Source organism: Bradyrhizobium ferriligni, assembly GCF_056837965.1.
This window is the reverse complement of the sequence record NZ_JBXEJO010000120.1, coordinates 1-16,730: the sequence shown is the minus strand read 5'-3', so window position 1 is coordinate 16,730 and position 16,730 is coordinate 1. Positions and strand designations below refer to the sequence as shown.

General features: G+C 65.9%; 16 protein-coding genes and 1 pseudogene. 9 read left to right on the top strand and 8 right to left on the bottom strand.

The features are described 5' to 3' along the window. Positions 1–167, bottom strand: a pseudogene (locus AC1VNY_RS40785) (short-chain dehydrogenase); the annotation flags it as partial. Positions 168–224: 57 nt separating this feature from the next. On the opposite strand from AC1VNY_RS40785, the gene arfB reads away from it, so the two are divergent. Further along, positions 225–644, top strand: a complete 420-nt coding sequence (arfB, locus tag AC1VNY_RS40780; RefSeq protein ID WP_482409415.1) for an alternative ribosome rescue aminoacyl-tRNA hydrolase ArfB — start codon at positions 225–227, stop codon at positions 642–644. A gap of 252 nt (positions 645–896) precedes the next feature. On the opposite strand, the gene AC1VNY_RS40775 is transcribed toward arfB, so the two are convergent. Further along, positions 897–1,202 (bottom strand): hypothetical protein, encoded by a 306-nt coding sequence (locus tag AC1VNY_RS40775; protein WP_482409414.1) that lies wholly within the window; start codon positions 1,200–1,202, stop codon positions 897–899. Positions 1,203–1,592: 390 nt separating this feature from the next. On the opposite strand from AC1VNY_RS40775, the gene AC1VNY_RS40770 reads away from it, so the two are divergent. The 4 genes from AC1VNY_RS40770 to AC1VNY_RS40755 all read left to right on the top strand — a co-directional run bounded on the left by AC1VNY_RS40770 (position 1,593) and on the right by AC1VNY_RS40755 (position 4,556). Further along, positions 1,593–1,913: a c-type cytochrome gene (locus AC1VNY_RS40770; protein WP_225645687.1), complete on the top strand. Its 321-nt coding sequence runs from the start codon at positions 1,593–1,595 to the stop codon at positions 1,911–1,913. Beyond that, positions 1,914–2,309, top strand: a complete 396-nt coding sequence (locus tag AC1VNY_RS40765) for a VOC family protein (protein WP_482409413.1) — start codon at positions 1,914–1,916, stop codon at positions 2,307–2,309. Between the two features lie 111 nt (positions 2,310–2,420). Beyond that, on the top strand, positions 2,421–2,969 hold the full coding sequence (locus AC1VNY_RS40760) for a hypothetical protein (protein WP_018269794.1): 549 nt from the start codon (positions 2,421–2,423) through the stop codon (positions 2,967–2,969). A gap of 18 nt (positions 2,970–2,987) precedes the next feature. Then, the gene (locus AC1VNY_RS40755; protein WP_482409412.1) at positions 2,988–4,556 is read left to right on the top strand and encodes a GMC family oxidoreductase; all 1,569 of its coding nucleotides are present in this window, start codon (positions 2,988–2,990) and stop codon (positions 4,554–4,556) included. Positions 4,557–4,658: 102 nt separating this feature from the next. Here the strand turns inward: AC1VNY_RS40755 and AC1VNY_RS40750 are convergent, their stop codons facing one another. Beyond that, positions 4,659–4,979 carry a ribbon-helix-helix domain-containing protein gene (locus tag AC1VNY_RS40750; protein ID WP_016848007.1) on the bottom strand — a complete coding sequence of 107 codons (321 nt, stop codon included), beginning with the start codon at positions 4,977–4,979 and terminating at the stop codon, positions 4,659–4,661. Between the two features lie 232 nt (positions 4,980–5,211). On the opposite strand from AC1VNY_RS40750, the gene mutL reads away from it, so the two are divergent. After that, positions 5,212–7,023 (top strand): DNA mismatch repair endonuclease MutL, encoded by a 1,812-nt coding sequence (gene mutL, locus AC1VNY_RS40745; protein WP_482409411.1) that lies wholly within the window; start codon positions 5,212–5,214, stop codon positions 7,021–7,023. Positions 7,024–7,187: 164 nt separating this feature from the next. On the opposite strand, the gene rsmD is transcribed toward mutL, so the two are convergent. Then, entirely contained in the window at positions 7,188–7,751 is a 564-nt protein-coding gene (gene rsmD / locus AC1VNY_RS40740) for a 16S rRNA (guanine(966)-N(2))-methyltransferase RsmD (protein ID WP_482409410.1), read from the bottom strand. Positions 7,752–7,757: 6 nt separating this feature from the next. Beyond that, positions 7,758–9,806 (bottom strand): pseudouridine synthase, encoded by a 2,049-nt coding sequence (locus AC1VNY_RS40735; protein WP_482409409.1) that lies wholly within the window; start codon positions 9,804–9,806, stop codon positions 7,758–7,760. Positions 9,807–9,946: 140 nt separating this feature from the next. Between AC1VNY_RS40735 and AC1VNY_RS40730 the strand changes: the two genes are divergently transcribed. Continuing rightward, positions 9,947–10,393, top strand: coding sequence for a nucleoside deaminase (locus tag AC1VNY_RS40730; RefSeq protein ID WP_244978690.1), 447 nt, complete (start codon positions 9,947–9,949; stop codon positions 10,391–10,393). Between the two features lie 243 nt (positions 10,394–10,636). Here the strand turns inward: AC1VNY_RS40730 and AC1VNY_RS40725 are convergent, their stop codons facing one another. Beyond that, positions 10,637–11,542, bottom strand: coding sequence for an alpha/beta fold hydrolase (locus AC1VNY_RS40725; RefSeq protein ID WP_482409408.1), 906 nt, complete (start codon positions 11,540–11,542; stop codon positions 10,637–10,639). Positions 11,543–11,662: 120 nt separating this feature from the next. On the opposite strand from AC1VNY_RS40725, the gene AC1VNY_RS40720 reads away from it, so the two are divergent. Then, positions 11,663–12,895: an acyl-CoA dehydrogenase family protein gene (locus tag AC1VNY_RS40720; protein WP_482409407.1), complete on the top strand. Its 1,233-nt coding sequence runs from the start codon at positions 11,663–11,665 to the stop codon at positions 12,893–12,895. Between the two features lie 135 nt (positions 12,896–13,030). On the opposite strand, the gene AC1VNY_RS40715 is transcribed toward AC1VNY_RS40720, so the two are convergent. Continuing rightward, positions 13,031–14,356, bottom strand: coding sequence for an adenylate/guanylate cyclase domain-containing protein (locus tag AC1VNY_RS40715; RefSeq protein ID WP_482409406.1), 1,326 nt, complete (start codon positions 14,354–14,356; stop codon positions 13,031–13,033). 46 nt (positions 14,357–14,402) lie between these two features. Further along, on the bottom strand, positions 14,403–15,680 hold the full coding sequence (gene purD / locus AC1VNY_RS40710) for a phosphoribosylamine--glycine ligase (protein WP_482409405.1): 1,278 nt from the start codon (positions 15,678–15,680) through the stop codon (positions 14,403–14,405). Between the two features lie 165 nt (positions 15,681–15,845). Here purD and xseA point away from each other — a divergent pair. Beyond that, a partial coding sequence (xseA, locus tag AC1VNY_RS40705) for an exodeoxyribonuclease VII large subunit (RefSeq protein WP_482409404.1) occupies positions 15,846–16,730 on the top strand: 885 nt, incomplete at its 3' end.

The window sequence follows — 16,730 nt, the reverse complement described above, 5'->3', positions numbered from 1 at the left end:
ATCTTGATCTGCTCCTCGGAGAAGAAGATATCCTTGGCGTGGGCGACGATGTCCTCGGCCTTCCAGCCGGTAAATGGCGGCTTCCAGCCTTCCATTTCCATCATCCGCATCTCGCGGACGCCGCGCGCTCCGACCGCAGACATCGCCCCCGCACCAACACCGCTCAAGCACGCCCACCGCAAACCCGCTATCCTGCGGCCGCCGATTCTTCCATGGGTGATGTCATGCTGCGGGTGTCCCGCGACCTTGCGATCGACGAGAACGACATTGAGATCGTCTTTGTCCGCGCCTCCGGCCCGGGCGGGCAGAATGTCAACAAGGTCTCGACCGCGGCGCAGCTTCGCTTCGATACCAACAAGATTGCATTGCCGCCGGACGCCGCGCAGCGGCTGGCGCGGCTCGCCGGCAGCCGCATGACCAAGGACGGCGTGATCGTGATCCACGCCTTCCGCTTTCGCACCCAGGAACGCAATCGCGCTGATGCGATCGATCGGCTGCTCGAGATGTTGAGGGAGGCGATGGTGCGGCCGACACCGCGGCGGCCGACCAAGCCGACGCTCGGCTCCAAGCAGCGCCGGCTCGAGGGCAAGAAGCGCCGCAGCGACATCAAGGCGGGGCGCGGCGCGCGCCGTTTCGACGATTAAAGCGTTTTCGAGCGAAGTGGATACCGGTTCGCGTGAAGAAAGCGCGTTAAATCCAGAATCTAGAGCCCCGTTCCGATTCAATCGGAACGGATCCAGGGAACGCCGGACGCAGCGCACGCGGCACTGCATCCGGGATCCGGTCAGCGTAACCAGAAGCGTTTTCGCGCGAAGCGGATGCCGGTTCGCGTGAAGAAAACGCGTTAGAGCAAGAAGCTGGAGTTCCGGTTCTGACCGATCAGAACCGGGAAGGCTCTAGTATTTCTTGGTTGCAGGCGCCATCTCGGAACCGCCCGACTTCGGTGCCGTGCGTCCGCTGCCGACCGTTCCCTTGCTGCCTGACTTGGCGGTGGCACCGCTCTTCTGCGTCGGCGCAGTCGGCTGCGCCGCCATTTCCTCATCGCCGCTGCCGGACATGCCGCCGCCCTGCTGCATGGTACCTCTGCCCTGCGCACCGCCGCGAAGCTGGGTATCCGGTGCAGTCGTTCCCTGTGCCAGGACCGGGCCGGCCATCGCGGCCGAGATGGCAAGGGCGAGCACGCTGGTTTTTGCAAACGTCATCCATTTCTCCTGGGATTTTAATTGACGATGGAGGAGCGGCGCAGGTGGTGCGCCGTTTGCAGCGCCGATCCTGAACCCCATCGCGCGAGACTGCATTTTCCGCAAACGGCGCACGCGAGATGCAAGCTGCGTCGTGTGGTGATCGTGCAGGGATTTCGCGGTCATTTTGCGAAATTGTCGTCCGCATATGCGGCAACCACCGGTTCCGCGCCAGATCATCGCCCAGCTTTGTTCTGCTGTGAAACAGCCCGCTACTACCAACGGCGGATTTCAGCCTCCTACAGTCACCGCACAGAGGCGGTGGTGTAGATGACAAAGCTGCGCGCAAGGTGGACGTTGGGGCTGGGATTTTGCAGCGCAATGCTTGCAATGCAAATGGCCGGCGCACAGATGCCCTTGCCCGCCGCCAAGCCGCCCGATGGGGCGACGCTGTTCAAGCAGCAATGCGCGACCTGCCACACCACCAACATGTCGGATGCCGTCCGGCAAGGACCGTCGCTCTACAGGATCGTCGGCCGCCACGCCGGCAAGGCCGACGGCTTCAAATATTCCGCGGGCTTCGGCAAGGCCGATTTCGTCTGGGACGACGCGAGGCTCGACGCCTGGCTGACCAATCCGCAGGAGGTGATCCCCGGCGCCGTGATGGCCTACCGGCAGGCCAAGCCGGAAACCCGCGCCATGATCATCGCCTATCTGAAGGAGTTGAACTGAATGGCGAAACCCGTGCATTCGATGATCCGCGTGTTCGACGAGGCAAAGGCGCTCGACTTCTACCGGCGCGCGTTTGGCCTCGAGATCGCGGACAATCTGAGATTTCCCGATTTCGCGCTGATCTATCTGCGCCATCCCTCCTCGCCCTTCGAGGTCGAGCTCACGGTCAATTTCGATCGCAAGGAACCTTACACGCTCGGCGACGGCTACGGCCATCTCGCCGTCATCGTCGATGACGTCGATGCCGAGCACGCGCGCTTCGAAAAGGAGAAACTGTCGCCCGGGCCGCTGCGCGACTTCAAGCATGACGGCAAGACGCTGGCGCGCTTCTTCTTCGTCTCCGATCCCGACGGCTACAAGATCGAGGTGATCCAGCGCGGCGGGCGCTTCGGCTAGAGCATGATCCGGAAAAGTGGAGACCGGTTTTCCGACAGGATCATGCTCAAGCAAAAAGAGCATGCTCAAACAACAAGGCAATTGCACAAATAAAAATTGACGGAGGAACCCATGAGAGAAATCGATCGACGCAGCAAATATGACCGGCGTGTCTTTCTCAAAGGCGCGGCCGTTACCGCACCCGCAGTCGCGATTGCGACCTCGACGGGGCTCGGCATCACCGATGCGTGGGCCGAAGGCGCCACGACGCTGACGCCGGCCACGCTGAAGACGCTGCTGAAGATGGCGCGCGACATCTATCCGCACGACTTCCTCGGCGACAGCTACTACATAGCGGCGGTCAAGCCGTATGACGAGAAGGCGGCGAAGGATCCGGCGGTCAAGTCGCTGATCAATGACGGCGTCACGAGGCTCGATCAGGCGGCCAATGACCGCCACAAGATGCCTTATGTCCAGGTTGCCTGGGAAAACGACCGCGTCGCGCTGCTGCAACAGATCGAGCAAAGCGCGTTCTTCCAGAAGATCCGCGGCGACCTCATCGTCTCCATCTACAACAACAAGGAGGTGTGGCCGCGGTTCGGCTACGAGGGCTCCTCCGCCGAGCATGGCGGCTACATCAAGCGCGGCTTTGCCGATATCGACTGGCTGCCGAAGGTCTGAACGGGTCGGGAGGAAACAATGGCAAAATTCGATCTGAATGACAGCGGCGTTGTGGTGATCGTCGGCTCCGGTGCCGGCGGCGGAACGCTCGGCAATGAACTGGCGCAGAAGGGCGTCAAGGTCGTGATCCTGGAGGCCGGCCCGCGCATCGAGAACCAGGACTTCATCAACGATGAATGGGACAGCTTCACCCAGCTCGCCTGGTCCGACGCACGCTCGACCTCGGGCAGCTGGCGCGTCCACCAGGACTTTCCAGGCCTGCCGGCCTGGATCGTGAAGGCGGTCGGCGGCTCGACCACGCACTGGGCCGGCGCCTCGCTGCGTTTCGACGAGCACGAGTTCAAGATCAAGTCGGCCTATGGCGCCATTCCCGGCGCCAACCTGATCGACTGGCCGATCACGCTCGCCGAGATGGAGCCGTGGTACGCCAAGGCCGAGGACAAGATGGGCGTCACCCGCACCAACGGCATCCCGGGACTGCCCGGCAACAATAACTTCAAGGTGATGGAGGCCGGCGCCAGGAAGCTCGGCTACAAGGAGGTGCACACCGGGCGGATGGCGATCAACAGCGAGCCGCGCGACGGCCGCGGCTCCTGCCAGCAGATCGGCTTCTGCTTCCAGGGCTGCAAGTCGGGCGCCAAATGGTCGACGCTCTACACCGAGATCCCGAAGGGCGAAGCCACCGGCAATCTCGAAGTGCGTCCCGGCAGCATGGTGATCAAGATCGAGCACGACCAGTCCGGCAAGGTCACCGGCGTGGTGTATGCCGATTCGACCGGCGCCATGCAGCGCCAGAAGGCCCGCGTCGTCGCGGTCGCCGGCAACTCGATCGAGAGCCCGCGGCTCTTGCTCAACAGCGCCTCCAGCATGTTCCCGGACGGGCTCGCCAATTCATCCGGCCAGGTCGGCCGCAACTACATGCGGCACATGACCGGCAGCGTGTATGCGAGCTTCGAGAAATCGGTGCACATGTATCGCGGCACCACGATGGCCGGCATCATCCGCGACGAGGCCAAGAACGATCCGAAGCGCGGCTTCGTCGGCGGCTACGAGATGGAGACGCTGTCGCTCGGCCTGCCCTTCATGGCCGCGTTCCTCAATCCCGGCGCCTGGGGACGCAGCTTCACCAGCGCGATCGAGGGCTATCCGCGGATGGCCGGCATGTGGCTGGTCGGCGAGGACATGCCGCAGGAGACCAACCGCATCACGCTGGATCCGAAGATCAAGGACAAGTTCGGCATGCCGGTCGCCAGCGTGCATTTCGACGATCATCCGAACGACGTCGCGATGCGCGATCACGCCTACAAGCAGGGCTCCGCGGTCTATGAGGCGGTCGGCGCCACCGTCACCTATCCGACGACGCCCTATCCCTCGACCCACAACATGGGCACCAACCGGATGAGCGAGAAGCCGCGCGATGGCGTGGTCAACAAGTTCGGCCAGACCCACGACATCAAGAACCTGTTCGTCTCCGACGGCAGCCAGTTCACGAGCGGTGCGGCGTGCAACCCGACGCTGACGATCGTGTCGCTGGCGATCCGACAGGCCGACCACATCGCCGGCGCGATGCAGCGCAAGGAGATCTAGCGAGGAGATCCAGCAAGAAAATACAATTCCCCTCTCACTGAAGCGGCCTTGCCCAATAGGACAAGGCCGCTTTTCTCTTTGCACGATGGATTGGGGCTGACGCTATTCCGCCGCGTCCATGATCGCCGCCGCCCCGCGATAGTCCGGGACCACCGCCGGCGCATTCGCCTTGGCGCGGTAGATCAGGCAGGAGCAGCGCAGCAGCGACGCGAAATTGTTCACCTCGCCGTGATGATCGAGCACCTCGTTGTGCAGGGTGGTGAGGAACTTGGCCAGCGTCATGCCTTCCTTGGCCGCGATCTCCTCGAGCGTATCCCAGAACGACATTTCCAGCCGGATCGAGGTGCAATGGCCGTCGATCCGCAACGATCGGGTCTGCGATTCATAGTCGCGTTGCGGCTGATGCGCGAAAAGATGGCACATGGCGTTCCTCCGGCGAGAACTTATAATTTTTCTAAACGATATACCTGTGCACGCTGCCCCACAATCGGGACGTAGGGTGTAACGCGCCGGCCGCCGAAGCCAAGCGTCTTCAAGGCGATAGGCCGGACTCATCCCCACCCCGCATCCGGCCGCCAGATCGGTCCCATGCATTTGCCGGCGCGGCGACTTATAGTAATGGCCAGCCTCGAATCGCGCTCCGAACGTCCAATCCATGCCCGTCCGCCAGCTTCCCGAACAGCTCGTCAACCGCATCGCCGCCGGCGAAGTGGTCGAACGCCCCGCGAGCGTGGTCAAGGAACTGGTCGAGAACGCGATCGACGCCGGCGCCAGCCGGATCGATGTTTTCACCGATGGCGGCGGGCGGCGCCGGATCGGCATCACCGACGACGGCGGCGGCATGACCCGCGCGGACCTTGCGCTTGCGGTCGACCGTCACGCCACCTCCAAGCTCGACGACGAAGACCTGTTGCGCATCCGCACGCTCGGGTTCCGCGGCGAGGCGCTGCCCTCGATCGGCGCGGTCGCAAAGCTCGGCATCACCACGCGCCATGCCAGCGAGCCGCATGCCTGGTCGCTGTCGGTCGAGGGCGGCGAGAAGTCGGAGGTCATGCCGGCCGCGCTCGGCCAGGGCACCCGCGTCGAGGTCAACGAACTGTTCTACGCCACGCCGGCGCGGCTGAAATTCCTCAAGACCGACCGCACCGAGGCGGAGGCGATCCGCGAGGTGGTGCGGCGGCTCGGCATGGCGCGCCCGGACATCGCCTTCACGCTGGCCGGAGAAGAGCGCGCGCCGGTCACCTGGGCCGCAGCGCTGCCCGGCGCCGCCGGCCGGCTGACCCGGCTCGGCGATATCCTGGGCGCGGATTTTCGCGCCAGTGCGATCGAGGTGCGCGCCGAGCGCGAGGGGGTCGTGGTCGAAGGCTTTGCCGCCGCGCCGTCGCTGACCCGCGCCAACGCGCTCGGGCAATATCTGTTCGTCAACGGCCGCCCGGTGCGCGACAAGCTGATCCTTGGCGCGGTGCGCGCGGCCTATTCCGACTATCTGCCGCGCGACCGCCATCCCGTCGTGGCGCTGTTTGTGACCTGCGACCCCGAGGGCGTCGACGCCAATGTGCATCCGGCCAAGACCGAGGTGCGGTTCCGCAATGCCGGCCTGGTCCGCGCGCTGATCGTGCACGCCCTGAAGGAAGGCCTTGCGCGCGAGGGCAAGCGCACCGCCGCCAATTCCGCCGACGGCGCCGCGCTCTCCGCGTTCCGCCCGGCCTTTACGCCGCCACGCCCGGGCAATTGGGACTGGCGCGGCTCGCCGTCCTATCCGGCTGGTCCGATGCGCGCGTTCGAGGGTGCGGCGGCGCCCGCCTTCGCCGAGCCCGGACAGTCGGCCTTCGACGTCGGCGCGCCGACCGCCGATGTCCGCTTCGAGACCGCGCCCGACCTGCTCGACCGGCCGCTCGGCGCTGCGCGCACCCAGATCCACGAGACCTACATCGTCTCGCAGACCCGCGATGGCCTGATCGTGGTCGACCAGCACGCAGCCCATGAGCGCATCGTCTATGAGAGACTGAAGGCCTCGCTGGCGAAGAACGGCGTGCAGCGGCAGATCCTCTTGATCCCCGAGATCGTCGAGCTCGATGAGGCGACCGTCGAGAAGCTGCTCGACCGCGCCGAAGAGCTGGCGTCGTTCGGGCTGGCGATCGAATCCTTCGGCCCCGGCGCGGTCGCCGTGCGCGAAACGCCCTCGCTGCTCGGCAAGGCCAATGCGGCGGGCCTGTTGCGCGACCTCGCCGAGCACATGGCCGAGTGGGACGAGGCGCTGCCGCTGGAGCGCCGGCTGATGCACGTCGCCGCCACCATGGCCTGCCACGGCTCGGTCCGTGCCGGCCGCCGCCTCAAGCCGGAAGAGATGAACGCGCTGCTCCGCGAGATGGAAGACACGCCGAACTCCGGCCAGTGCAACCACGGCCGCCCGACCTATGTCGAATTGAAGCTGAGCGATATCGAGAAGCTGTTCGGGCGGAGGTAGTCTCCATCCCCGTCGTCCCGGGCAAGCGAAGCGCGACCCGGGACCCATAACCACCGATCTCCCGTTTGAGAGAGGCGGGGGCCCCAGCGTGCCTCCACAACACAGTTTCGTGGTTATGGGTCCCTGCTCCCGTGCGCAATTGCGCACTAGGCAGGGACGACACACTAGATCGCGGCGACAGCTCGCAAGAACACGAACTCCGTGTCGTCATAGGCCCGCCGCTCGAGCTCCTCGAAGCCTTCGGGCGCCGCGAACGCCGCGGCCTTCGCCTCTTCCACCACGAGCAGCGCGCCCGGCGTCAGCCAGCCGCCGTCGCGCAGCGAGGCGAGCGCCTTCTCCGCGAGCCCCTTGCCATAGGGCGGATCGAGAAACACCAGCGAGAACGGCTCGACCGGATGCGCCGGTCCAAGATCGGTGGCATCGCGGCGATAGACCTTGGTCGTGCCGCCGAGGCCGAGCGACTCGACATTGTTGCGCAGCAGCGCCCGCGCCTCGGCGCCATTGTCGACGAACAGCGTGAACTTTGCGCCGCGCGAGGCCGCCTCGATGCCGAGCGCGCCGGTGCCGGCAAACAGATCGAGCACGCGGGCGTCCTCGATCGGATTGTCGTAGGCGTGGATGAGAATGTTGAACACGGACTCGCGCAGGCGGTCCGCGGTCGGACGAATCTCGCGGCCCGCAGGCGAAGCGAGATTGCGGCCCTTCAGCCTGCCCCCGACGACGCGCATTGACCGTTACTCGTCCCGCGGCTTGAGATCGCGCTTGCCATGATAGCCGCGCTTGGGACGGCGCGGCGGGCCGTAGCCGCTCGCTTCGTCTTCATTGCGGGCACGCGCTTCCTCGCTGCCGGTGCGCTGCACCAGCACGCGGCGGCCCTTGCGATCGTTGATGGTTTCGCGCTTGCTGGGCTTCGGCTTCCTCGCCGGTGCATCGTCGCCGTCGGCGGCGTCACGCTGCTCCGGCCGGGTGAAGTCGGCGCCCGCGATCTTGGCGATCTTGTCGCCGAGCTGCTCGCGCAGCACCCGCGTCTTGACCTCCTCGACCTTGCCCTCCTCGAGCTCGCCGAGCTGGAACGGGCCGTAGGAGATCCGGATCAGGCGATTCACCTCGAGCCCGAGATGCGCCATCACGTTGCGCACCTCGCGGTTCTTGCCCTCGCGGATCGCGAACACCACCCACACATTGGCGCTCTGGTCGCGTTCCAATGTCGCATCGATCGGCCCGTATTTGACGCCGTCGACCTCGACGCCACCCTTGAGCTGGTCGAGCTGGCCCTGCGTCACTTCGCCATGCGCGCGCACGCGGTAACGGCGCAGCCATCCGGTGTCGGGATGCTCCAGCGTCCGGGCCAGCCCGCCGTCATTGGTCAGCAGCAGCAGGCCCTCGGTGTTGAAATCCAGCCGGCCGATCGAGATCAGCCGCGGCAAGCCCTCGGGCAGATTGTCGAACACGGTCGGCCGCCCCTCGGGATCGGCGTGCGTCGTCATCAGCCCGCGCGGCTTGTGATACATGAACAGCCGCGTCCGCTCGCGCGGCGGCAACGGCTTGCCGTCGACCGCCACCACATCGTTGTCGGTGATATCGAGCGCCGGCGAGTTGATCACGCGTCCGTTGACGGTGACGCGCCCTTGCGTGACGATCTCCTCGGCATCGCGGCGCGAGGCGAGACCGGCGCGCGCCAAGACCTTGGCGATGCGTTCGCCTGTCTTCTTCGGCTTCGGCTCGGGACGCTCGCGCCGATCGTCAGTGGCGCGCTCGCGATAGGCGCCGCGGCCGCCGAAGGCCGGGCGCTTCGCAAAGATCCTGCTGTCGTCCTCATTGTCGCGGCGCGGCCGGTCGGAGAAGCGGCCTTCGCTGCGCGGATGCTCCTGCCAGTCGGTGCGGCCTTCGGGGCGCTCGCGCCGGCGATTGTCGCGGCCACCATCTTCATCATGACGATCCCAGCGCGGCCGGCCGAACTTCGGACGATCACCCTGCTCGCGGTCGTCGCGGGACCTGGAGAACCGCGGACGGTCGCCACCGCGATCGTCGCGCGACCGCGAAAAGCGCGGACGCTCGTCGGCGCCGCGGTCGTCGCGCGGTTTGCGATCCCGCTTCTGCCAGGGCTTCTCGTCGCTGCGGTCGCGGCCTTCGAAGTCGCGGTCGCGCTTGAACCGCGGCCGATCGCCGAAATCCCGGCGCGGTGCGTCGCCATCCTCGCGGCGGCGGAACGGGCGGCCTTCGCCCTTGTCGCGGAATGAACCCTTGTCGCGATCGCCGCGCGAAAACTTCCGGTCGTCGAATTTGCGCTCGGCGCGCTCGCCGCGCGGCGCAAAGGTCCGCTTCTCGCCGTCACGCTCGCCACGCGGCGTGTAGGGACGCTTTTCGCGATCGCCATAGGACCGCTTCTCGCCGAACTTGCGGTCGGATGACCGGCCTTCCGAACGCGCGCCGCCGCGCTGAGGACGATCGCCCGCATCAAAGTCCCGGCGCTCGCCGCGCGGCTTGAACGGGCGCTTTCCGCCACCCTCGCCGCCGCGGTCGTCGCGCTTGAAGCGCGGCCGGTCGCCGTAATCGCGGCGCGGCGCATCGCCGTCCTCGCGGCGGCGGAACGAGCGGCCCTCGCCCTTGTCGCCGAACGCGCGCTTGTCGCGATCACCCTTGCCACGATCTGGCTTGCCGCCGAAGCTGCGCTTGCCGAACGGCTTGTCAGATCCGCGGGAGCCACTGGGCCGCCCCTTCCCGGGCGCCCCCCGGTCCCGCCGGCCGCGGGAATCGTTGTTTTTGTCGCTGTCGCGGGGCATGAATGTTCTCGCCTGGAGGTTCAATTGGGGCGCAGGGCAACCGGCGATACGCGCGCCATCTGGGCGCGACTGGCGCAAAACCGGCATCCACTTCTGCTGAAGGCGACGCTACTAGCAGGTTTCTTCCGATGATACGAGGCATGTCTGCCCCTTCTTTCATGGATCTGGCGCTAAAAACCGCCGAAAATGCCGGAAAAGCGGGCGAGGTTCCGATCGGATGCGTGATTGTGCGGGGCTACGAGGTGATCGCCACCGCCGGCAACCGCACCCTGACCGACCGCGATCCGACGGCCCATGCGGAAATCCTCGCGATCCGGCAGGCCGCCGAGGCCATCGGCACCGAGCGGCTGGTCGATTGCGACCTCTACGTGACGCTGGAGCCCTGCACCATGTGCGCCGGCGCAATCTCCTTTGCCCGCATCCGCCGGCTGTATTACGGCGCCGCCGACCCCAAGGGCGGCGCGGTCGAGTCAGGCGTGCGGTTCTTCGCGCAGCCGACCTGCCACCACGTGCCGGAGGTCTATGGCGCGGTCGGCGAGACCGAGTCCGCGCGCCTGCTGCGCGAGTTCTTCAGGGAGCGACGCTGACGAATCCGTAGCGCGGACGACCTGTAGCCCGGATGAAGCGCAGCGCAATCCGGGGAGACCTCTCCGCGGAGACCGTCCCGGATTTCGCTGCGCTCCATCCGGGCTACAGAGCTCTCAGCCGTTGATCCCGTCATCCTGAGGAGCGCGTAGCGCGTCTCGAAGGATGCACGGCCACCAGCCGGGCCGATTCATCCTTCGAGGCTCGCTCCGCTCGCACCTCAGGATGACGGTGGCAGAGCGGGGTCACCCCGCCAGGAAAAACTCCCGCAGCAGTTTCGCGGTCGCGTCCGGAGCCTCCTCGGGCAGGAAGTGCCCCGACGCCACCGGCGCGCCGCTGACATTGGTGGCCCAGGTCTTCCAGGTGTCGAGCGGCGTCGTTGCCGCGCTGGCAACCCCGGCATCGCCCCACAATGCCAGCATCGGGATCGTGATCTTCTTGCCGGCGTCGACATCGGCCTTGTCGATCTCGTAGTCGGCATAGGCGCCGGCGCGATAGTCCTCGCACATCGCGTGGATGCGCGCGGGATCGCGGAATGGCGCGAGGTAGTGCGCGAGCGCGCGCGGATCGATCGCCTCCAGCGTCTTGCTTTTGGTCTGGCTCGCCATCTTCTCCCTGAGGAAGAATTCGCCATTGTTGGAGATCAGCGTCTCCGGCAGCGGATAGGGCTGCGCCAGGAACGCCCAGTGATAGATCTTCAGCGCGGACAGGCGATTGAGCTTCTGCCAGTAATCATAGGTCGGCGCGATATCGAGCACCGCAAGCTTCGACAGCCGGCCGGGATGATCGAGCGCGAGCCGGTACGACACCCGGCCGCCACGGTCGTGACCGGCGAGCGCGAAATGCACATGCCCGAGCTGCTCCATCACCTCGACCATGGTCTTCGCCCAGGCCCGCTTGGTGTAGGGCGTATGATCCTTGTCGCTGTCGGGCATGTCGGACCAGCCGTAGCCCGGCAGGTCGGCGATGATCAGCGTGAACCTGTCGTCGAGTTTCGGCGCAACCGTGTGCCACATCACGTGCGTCGAGGAGAAGCCGTGCAGCAGCAGCAATGGCGGGCCCTTGCCGCCGACACGGGCGAAGATGCGGCCCTGCGAGGTGTTGATCCATTTTGATTCATAGCCGGGAAAAAGATCAGCGAGATCAGGCATCGGTAGCTCCTTCCCTGTCGCGGGCGCTGCTTCAAACTTTGTTCGGCGTTGCCGCTGGCTTTGGCGAGGTTTATGCCATCCTCAAGTCCTGCCAACAACAACATGAAACGAGGAAGTGCCATGTCGATCGACTTCGAAATCCCCGCGGAGGCCAAGGCGATCCGCGAGAAGGTTCGCAAATTCGTCCACGACGAGTGCATTCCGGCGGAAAAGGAACTCGACACCAAGCCGCTTTCCGAGGTGCTGGGACCGCTGCGGAAGAAGGCCCGCGCGCAGGGTCTGTGGTGCCCCTTCGTGCCCAAGGAGTACGGCGGTATGGGCCTTGGCCCGCTCGCCAACGCGCTGGTGCAGATGGAGCTCGGCGAGAGCATGCTCGGCGCGCTCTCGATGAACACGCAGGGACCGGACGACGCCTCGATGATGACGATCCTGGCGCATGGCACCGAGTACCAGAAGGAAAAATTCCTTAAACCGCTGTTGAACGGCGAGAAGCGCATCTGCTTCTCGATGACCGAGAAGGCCGCCGGCGCCGACGCCACCGGCATGCAGACCACGGCCGTGAAGGACGGCAACGAGAACTACATCCTCAACGGCGAGAAATGGTTCTCCTCGTCGGCAAGCGTCGCCGACCTCGCGCTGGTGATGGCGAAGACCGATCCGAACGCGCCGCGCCACAAGCAATACTCGACCTTCATCGTCGAGCTGCCCAACCCCGGCTACCGCATCAAGCGCAACGTCGCCAACATGGCGATCGAGGGTCCGCATGACGACGTGATCCATGGCGGCCATTCCGAGATCGAGATCAAGGATCTGAAGGTGCCGGCCGACAATCTGCTCGGCGGCGAGGGCAACGGCTTCAACATGGGCCAGCACCGCCTCGCCTACGGCCGGCTGCGCCACGGCATGCACAACGTTGCCAAGGCGCAGCGCGCGCTCGACATGGCGGCCGCCCATGTCACCAAGCGCTCGACCTTTGGCCAGTTGCTGGCCGACCGTCAGGCGGTGCAGTTCATGCTCGCCGACTGCGCGAGCGAGCTTTATATCGGCCGGCTGATGCTGCTGCACATCGCCTACAAGGCGGAGAAGGGCCTCGACATCCGGCAGGAGAACTCGATCGCCAAGATCTTCCACGCCCACATGGTGCACAAGGTGATCGACACCGCGATCCAGCTGCACGGCGCGCTCGGCTTCAGCCAGGATACGCCACTGGCGAAATGGTACACCCAGGTGCGCTCGCAGCGGTTGGTCGACGGCCCCGACGAGGTGCACAAGTGGAAGATCGGCAAGAACGTCATCAAGGCGTTCCGCGAGCACGGCACCACGGCGTCAGCGGCGGGCGGGGATCTGCTCTGACCTACTTCGTCATTCCGGGGCGGCGCAACGCGCCAAACCCGGAATCTCGAGATAAGGTGAGAAGGTGCCCACAACATCGTGATTCCGGATCGGCGCGCGATGCGCGTCGTCCGGAATGACGGCGTGGGGCGGGGCCTAGCCGCTCGCCGCAAACAGCTCCCATGTCCCGGGCAGTCCCTTCAGCTCGAACGCGCCGCGCTCGGCGAATTTCAACCCGGCGCCCGCGACCAGATCGGTCACCACGCGCGACACCAGCACCTCGTTCGAGCCGCACTGCGACATCACGCGCGCCGCGGCGTGTACCGCTATGCCGCCGATATCCGCTCCCCTCACCTCGATCTCGCCGGTGTGCAGGCCTGCTCGCACCGGCAGGCCGATCTGCTGCGCGGCCGAGCCGAACGCCAGCGCGCAGCGTACGGCGCGGCCGGGACCGTCGAAGGTCGCCAGAATGCCGTCGCCAGTGCTCTTCACCAGATGGCCGCGATGGCGGCCGACCATCTGCTGCGCGAGCTGATCGTGATCGTCGAGCAGGCGTCGCCAACGATGATCACCCATCACCGCGGCGCTGCGGGTGGAATCGACGATATCGGTGAACAGCACGGTCGCAAGCACACGGTCGAGCTCGGCATCACCACCATCGCGATGGCCGGTGACGAATTCCTCGATGTCGCCGAGCATCGCCTCGGTCTCGCCGACCCAATAGTAGTGATCGCAGCCCGGATATTCCACGTATTTCGCGGCGGGGATCGAGCGCGCGACGGCACGGCCGAGCGCCACGGGAACGCGGGCATCGCCCATCCGATGCAGGACAAGCGTCGGAGTCTGCAGCATCGGCAGGATCGTCGTGACGTCGATCGCGCGATTGAGAACGAGCAGCGTCCGCAACGCTCCCGGACTGCTCGACAGCCGCTCGAATTTCGCGATCTGCGCGATCACTTCTGCATTCGTTGCCTGGCTCGGCGCGACAGTCTTGACCGTGTCGCCGGAACCCCAGTTCTGCACGATCTCGTCGCAGCGCAGCTGCCACACGTCGTCCGGCAGGCGATCCTTCGAGCGGGCAAAACTACCGAGCAGAACGAGATGCGAAACGCGGTCCGGATAGGTCGCTGCAAACAGCACACTCATCGGACAGCCCTCGGAGAAGCCGAACAACACCGCCTTCGTGGAGCCGATGGCATCCATGATGGCCCGGACGTCGTCCATGCGCTGCTCGAGGGAGGGCGCGCCGGTCATCCGATCCGACAATCCCTGTCCGCGTTTGTCGAAGGTCACGACCCGGGCGAAGCGCGACAGGCGGCGCAGCACGGCGGTGTAGCCGGGCATCTCGTGCATGAACTCGATGTGCGAGAACAAGCCGGGGACAAGGATGATGTCGACAGGACCATCGCCCATCACCTGATAGGCGATGCTCGCGTCGGCGCTTTGCGCGTAGTGCGTCTCGGGCAGTCTGAAATCGGTCATTCGAAGGCCCCGGGGCGCGCCATTGTCGCCGCTGAGGCCGGATCGATCAACCCTTCTCCGCCTCCACCGCCTGCCAGGCGATATCGCGACGGCAGAATCCGTCCGGCCATTTGATCCGATCGACAGCCTGATAGGCGCGGTCGCGCGCCTCGGTGACCGTCTTGCCCATCGCGCAGACGTTCAGCACCCGCCCGCCATTGGCGATGATTGCGCCATCCTTCGCCACCGTGCCGGCGTGGAAGATCTCGACGCCCTCGACCTTGGCGGCGTCGTCGAGACCGTCGATCCGCGTGCCCTTGATGTAATCGCCGGGATAGCCCTTCGCCGCCATCACCACCGTCAGCGCCGGGTCCGGATACCAGCGCAGATCGAAGTTCTTCAATTGCCCATCGATGGAGGCGAGCAGCGCCGGCACGATGTCCGACATCATCCGCAGCATCAGCACCTGGCACTCGGGATCGCCGAAGCGGACATTGTATTCGAACAGTTTTGGGCCCTGCGCGGTCAGCATCACGCCGGCATAGAGCACGCCCTTGAACGGCATGCCGCGGCTCTTCATCCCGGCCACCGTCGGCAGGATGATCCGCGCCATGATCTGGTCGTGCACCTCTGATGTCACGAACGGCGTCGGCGAATAGGCGCCCATGCCGCCGGTGTTCGGCCCCTTGTCGTGATCGAACACCCGCTTGTGGTCCTGCGCCGAGGCCAGCGGGATCGCGGTCTCGCCGTCGCACAGCGCGAAGAAGCTGATCTCGCGGCCCGACAAGAACTCCTCGATCACCACCTCGGCGCCGGCCGAGCCGAACGCGCCCTCGAACATCATCGCAATCGCGGCCTCGGCCTCGGACAGCGTCTGTGCCACCACGACGCCCTTGCCGGCCGCGAGCCCGTCGGCCTTGACCACGATCGGCGCGCCCTGGGCGCGGACATAGGCCACCGCGTCCTTCGCATTGTCGAAGCGGCGATAGGCGCCGGTCGGAATGTCGAACTCGCTGCAGAGGTCCTTCGTGAAGCCCTTGGAGCCCTCGAGCTGGGCGGCCTGTTTGGTGGGCCCGAACGCCTTGATGTCGACCGCGGCGAGCTCGTCGACGATCCCGGCGGCCAGCGGCGTCTCCGGCCCGACCACCACCAGATCGACCGCATTGCCCCGGCAGAATTCGATCACCGCGGCATGGTCGGCGACGTCGAGCGCGACGCATTCGGCCTCGCGCGCGATCCCGGTATTGCCCGGCGCGCACCAGAGTTTCGTCACCAGCGGAGACGCGGCGATCTTCCACGCCAGCGCATGTTCGCGGCCGCCGGAACCGAGCAGGAGGATGTTCATCTGTGTCGCCGATCAGAGGGGTTGTAACGCCATTTCGTCCGGTTTAGCACGCTCCCGAACCGCAGCAACACGCGGTTCGATCAGATGTGGATATGTGATTCGACGCCTGAAACGCGGCGTCCGGACCTTGCACACGGGGTCGAAAACCCCGATTCTATAGATCAGATGACCGCTGCTCCGAATCTCGTCAACGCGCCTGAATTCACCGTCTCGGAACTCTCCTCCGCCCTGAAGCGGACGGTGGAGGACCGCTTCGGCCATGTCCGTGTCCGCGGCGAGATTTCGGGCTTTCGCGGCCCGCATTCCTCCGGCCACTGCTATTTCGCCCTGAAGGACGAGAGCGCCAAGATCGAGGCCGTGATCTGGAAGTTCGCCCACGCCCGGATGCGCTTCAAGCCGCAGGAGGGCCTCGAGGTCATCGCCACCGGCAAGCTGACCACCTATCCGAACTCCTCGAAGTACCAGATCGTCATCGATTCGCTGGAGCCGGCCGGCGTCGGCGCGCTGATGGCACTGATGGAGGAGCGCAAGAAGAAGCTCGCCGCCGAGGGCCTGTTCGACGAGGCCCGCAAGCAACTCTTGCCCTGGCTGCCCGAGGTGATCGGCGTCGTCACCTCGCCGACCGGCGCCGTGATCCGCGACATCCTGCACCGGCTGGAGGACCGCTTCCCCCGCCACGTGCTGGTCTGGCCGGTCAAGGTGCAGGGCGACGGCTCGGCCGAACAGGTGGCGGCCGCGATCCGCGGCTTCAACGCGCTGCCGGAGGGCGGCCGGATTCCACGGCCCGATCTGCTCATCGTCGCGCGCGGCGGCGGCTCGCTGGAGGACCTGTGGTCGTTCAACGAGGAGATCGTGGTCCGCGCCGCGGCCGAGAGCCATATCCCGCTGATCTCGGCGGTCGGCCACGAGACCGACATCACGCTGATCGACTTCGTCGCCGACAAGCGCGCGCCGACGCCGACCGCGGCCGCCGAAATGGCGGTGCCGGTGCGCAGCGAGCTGTTCGTCGAGGTTGCCGCGCTCGCCCGCCGCACCATGGTGTGCTGGCAG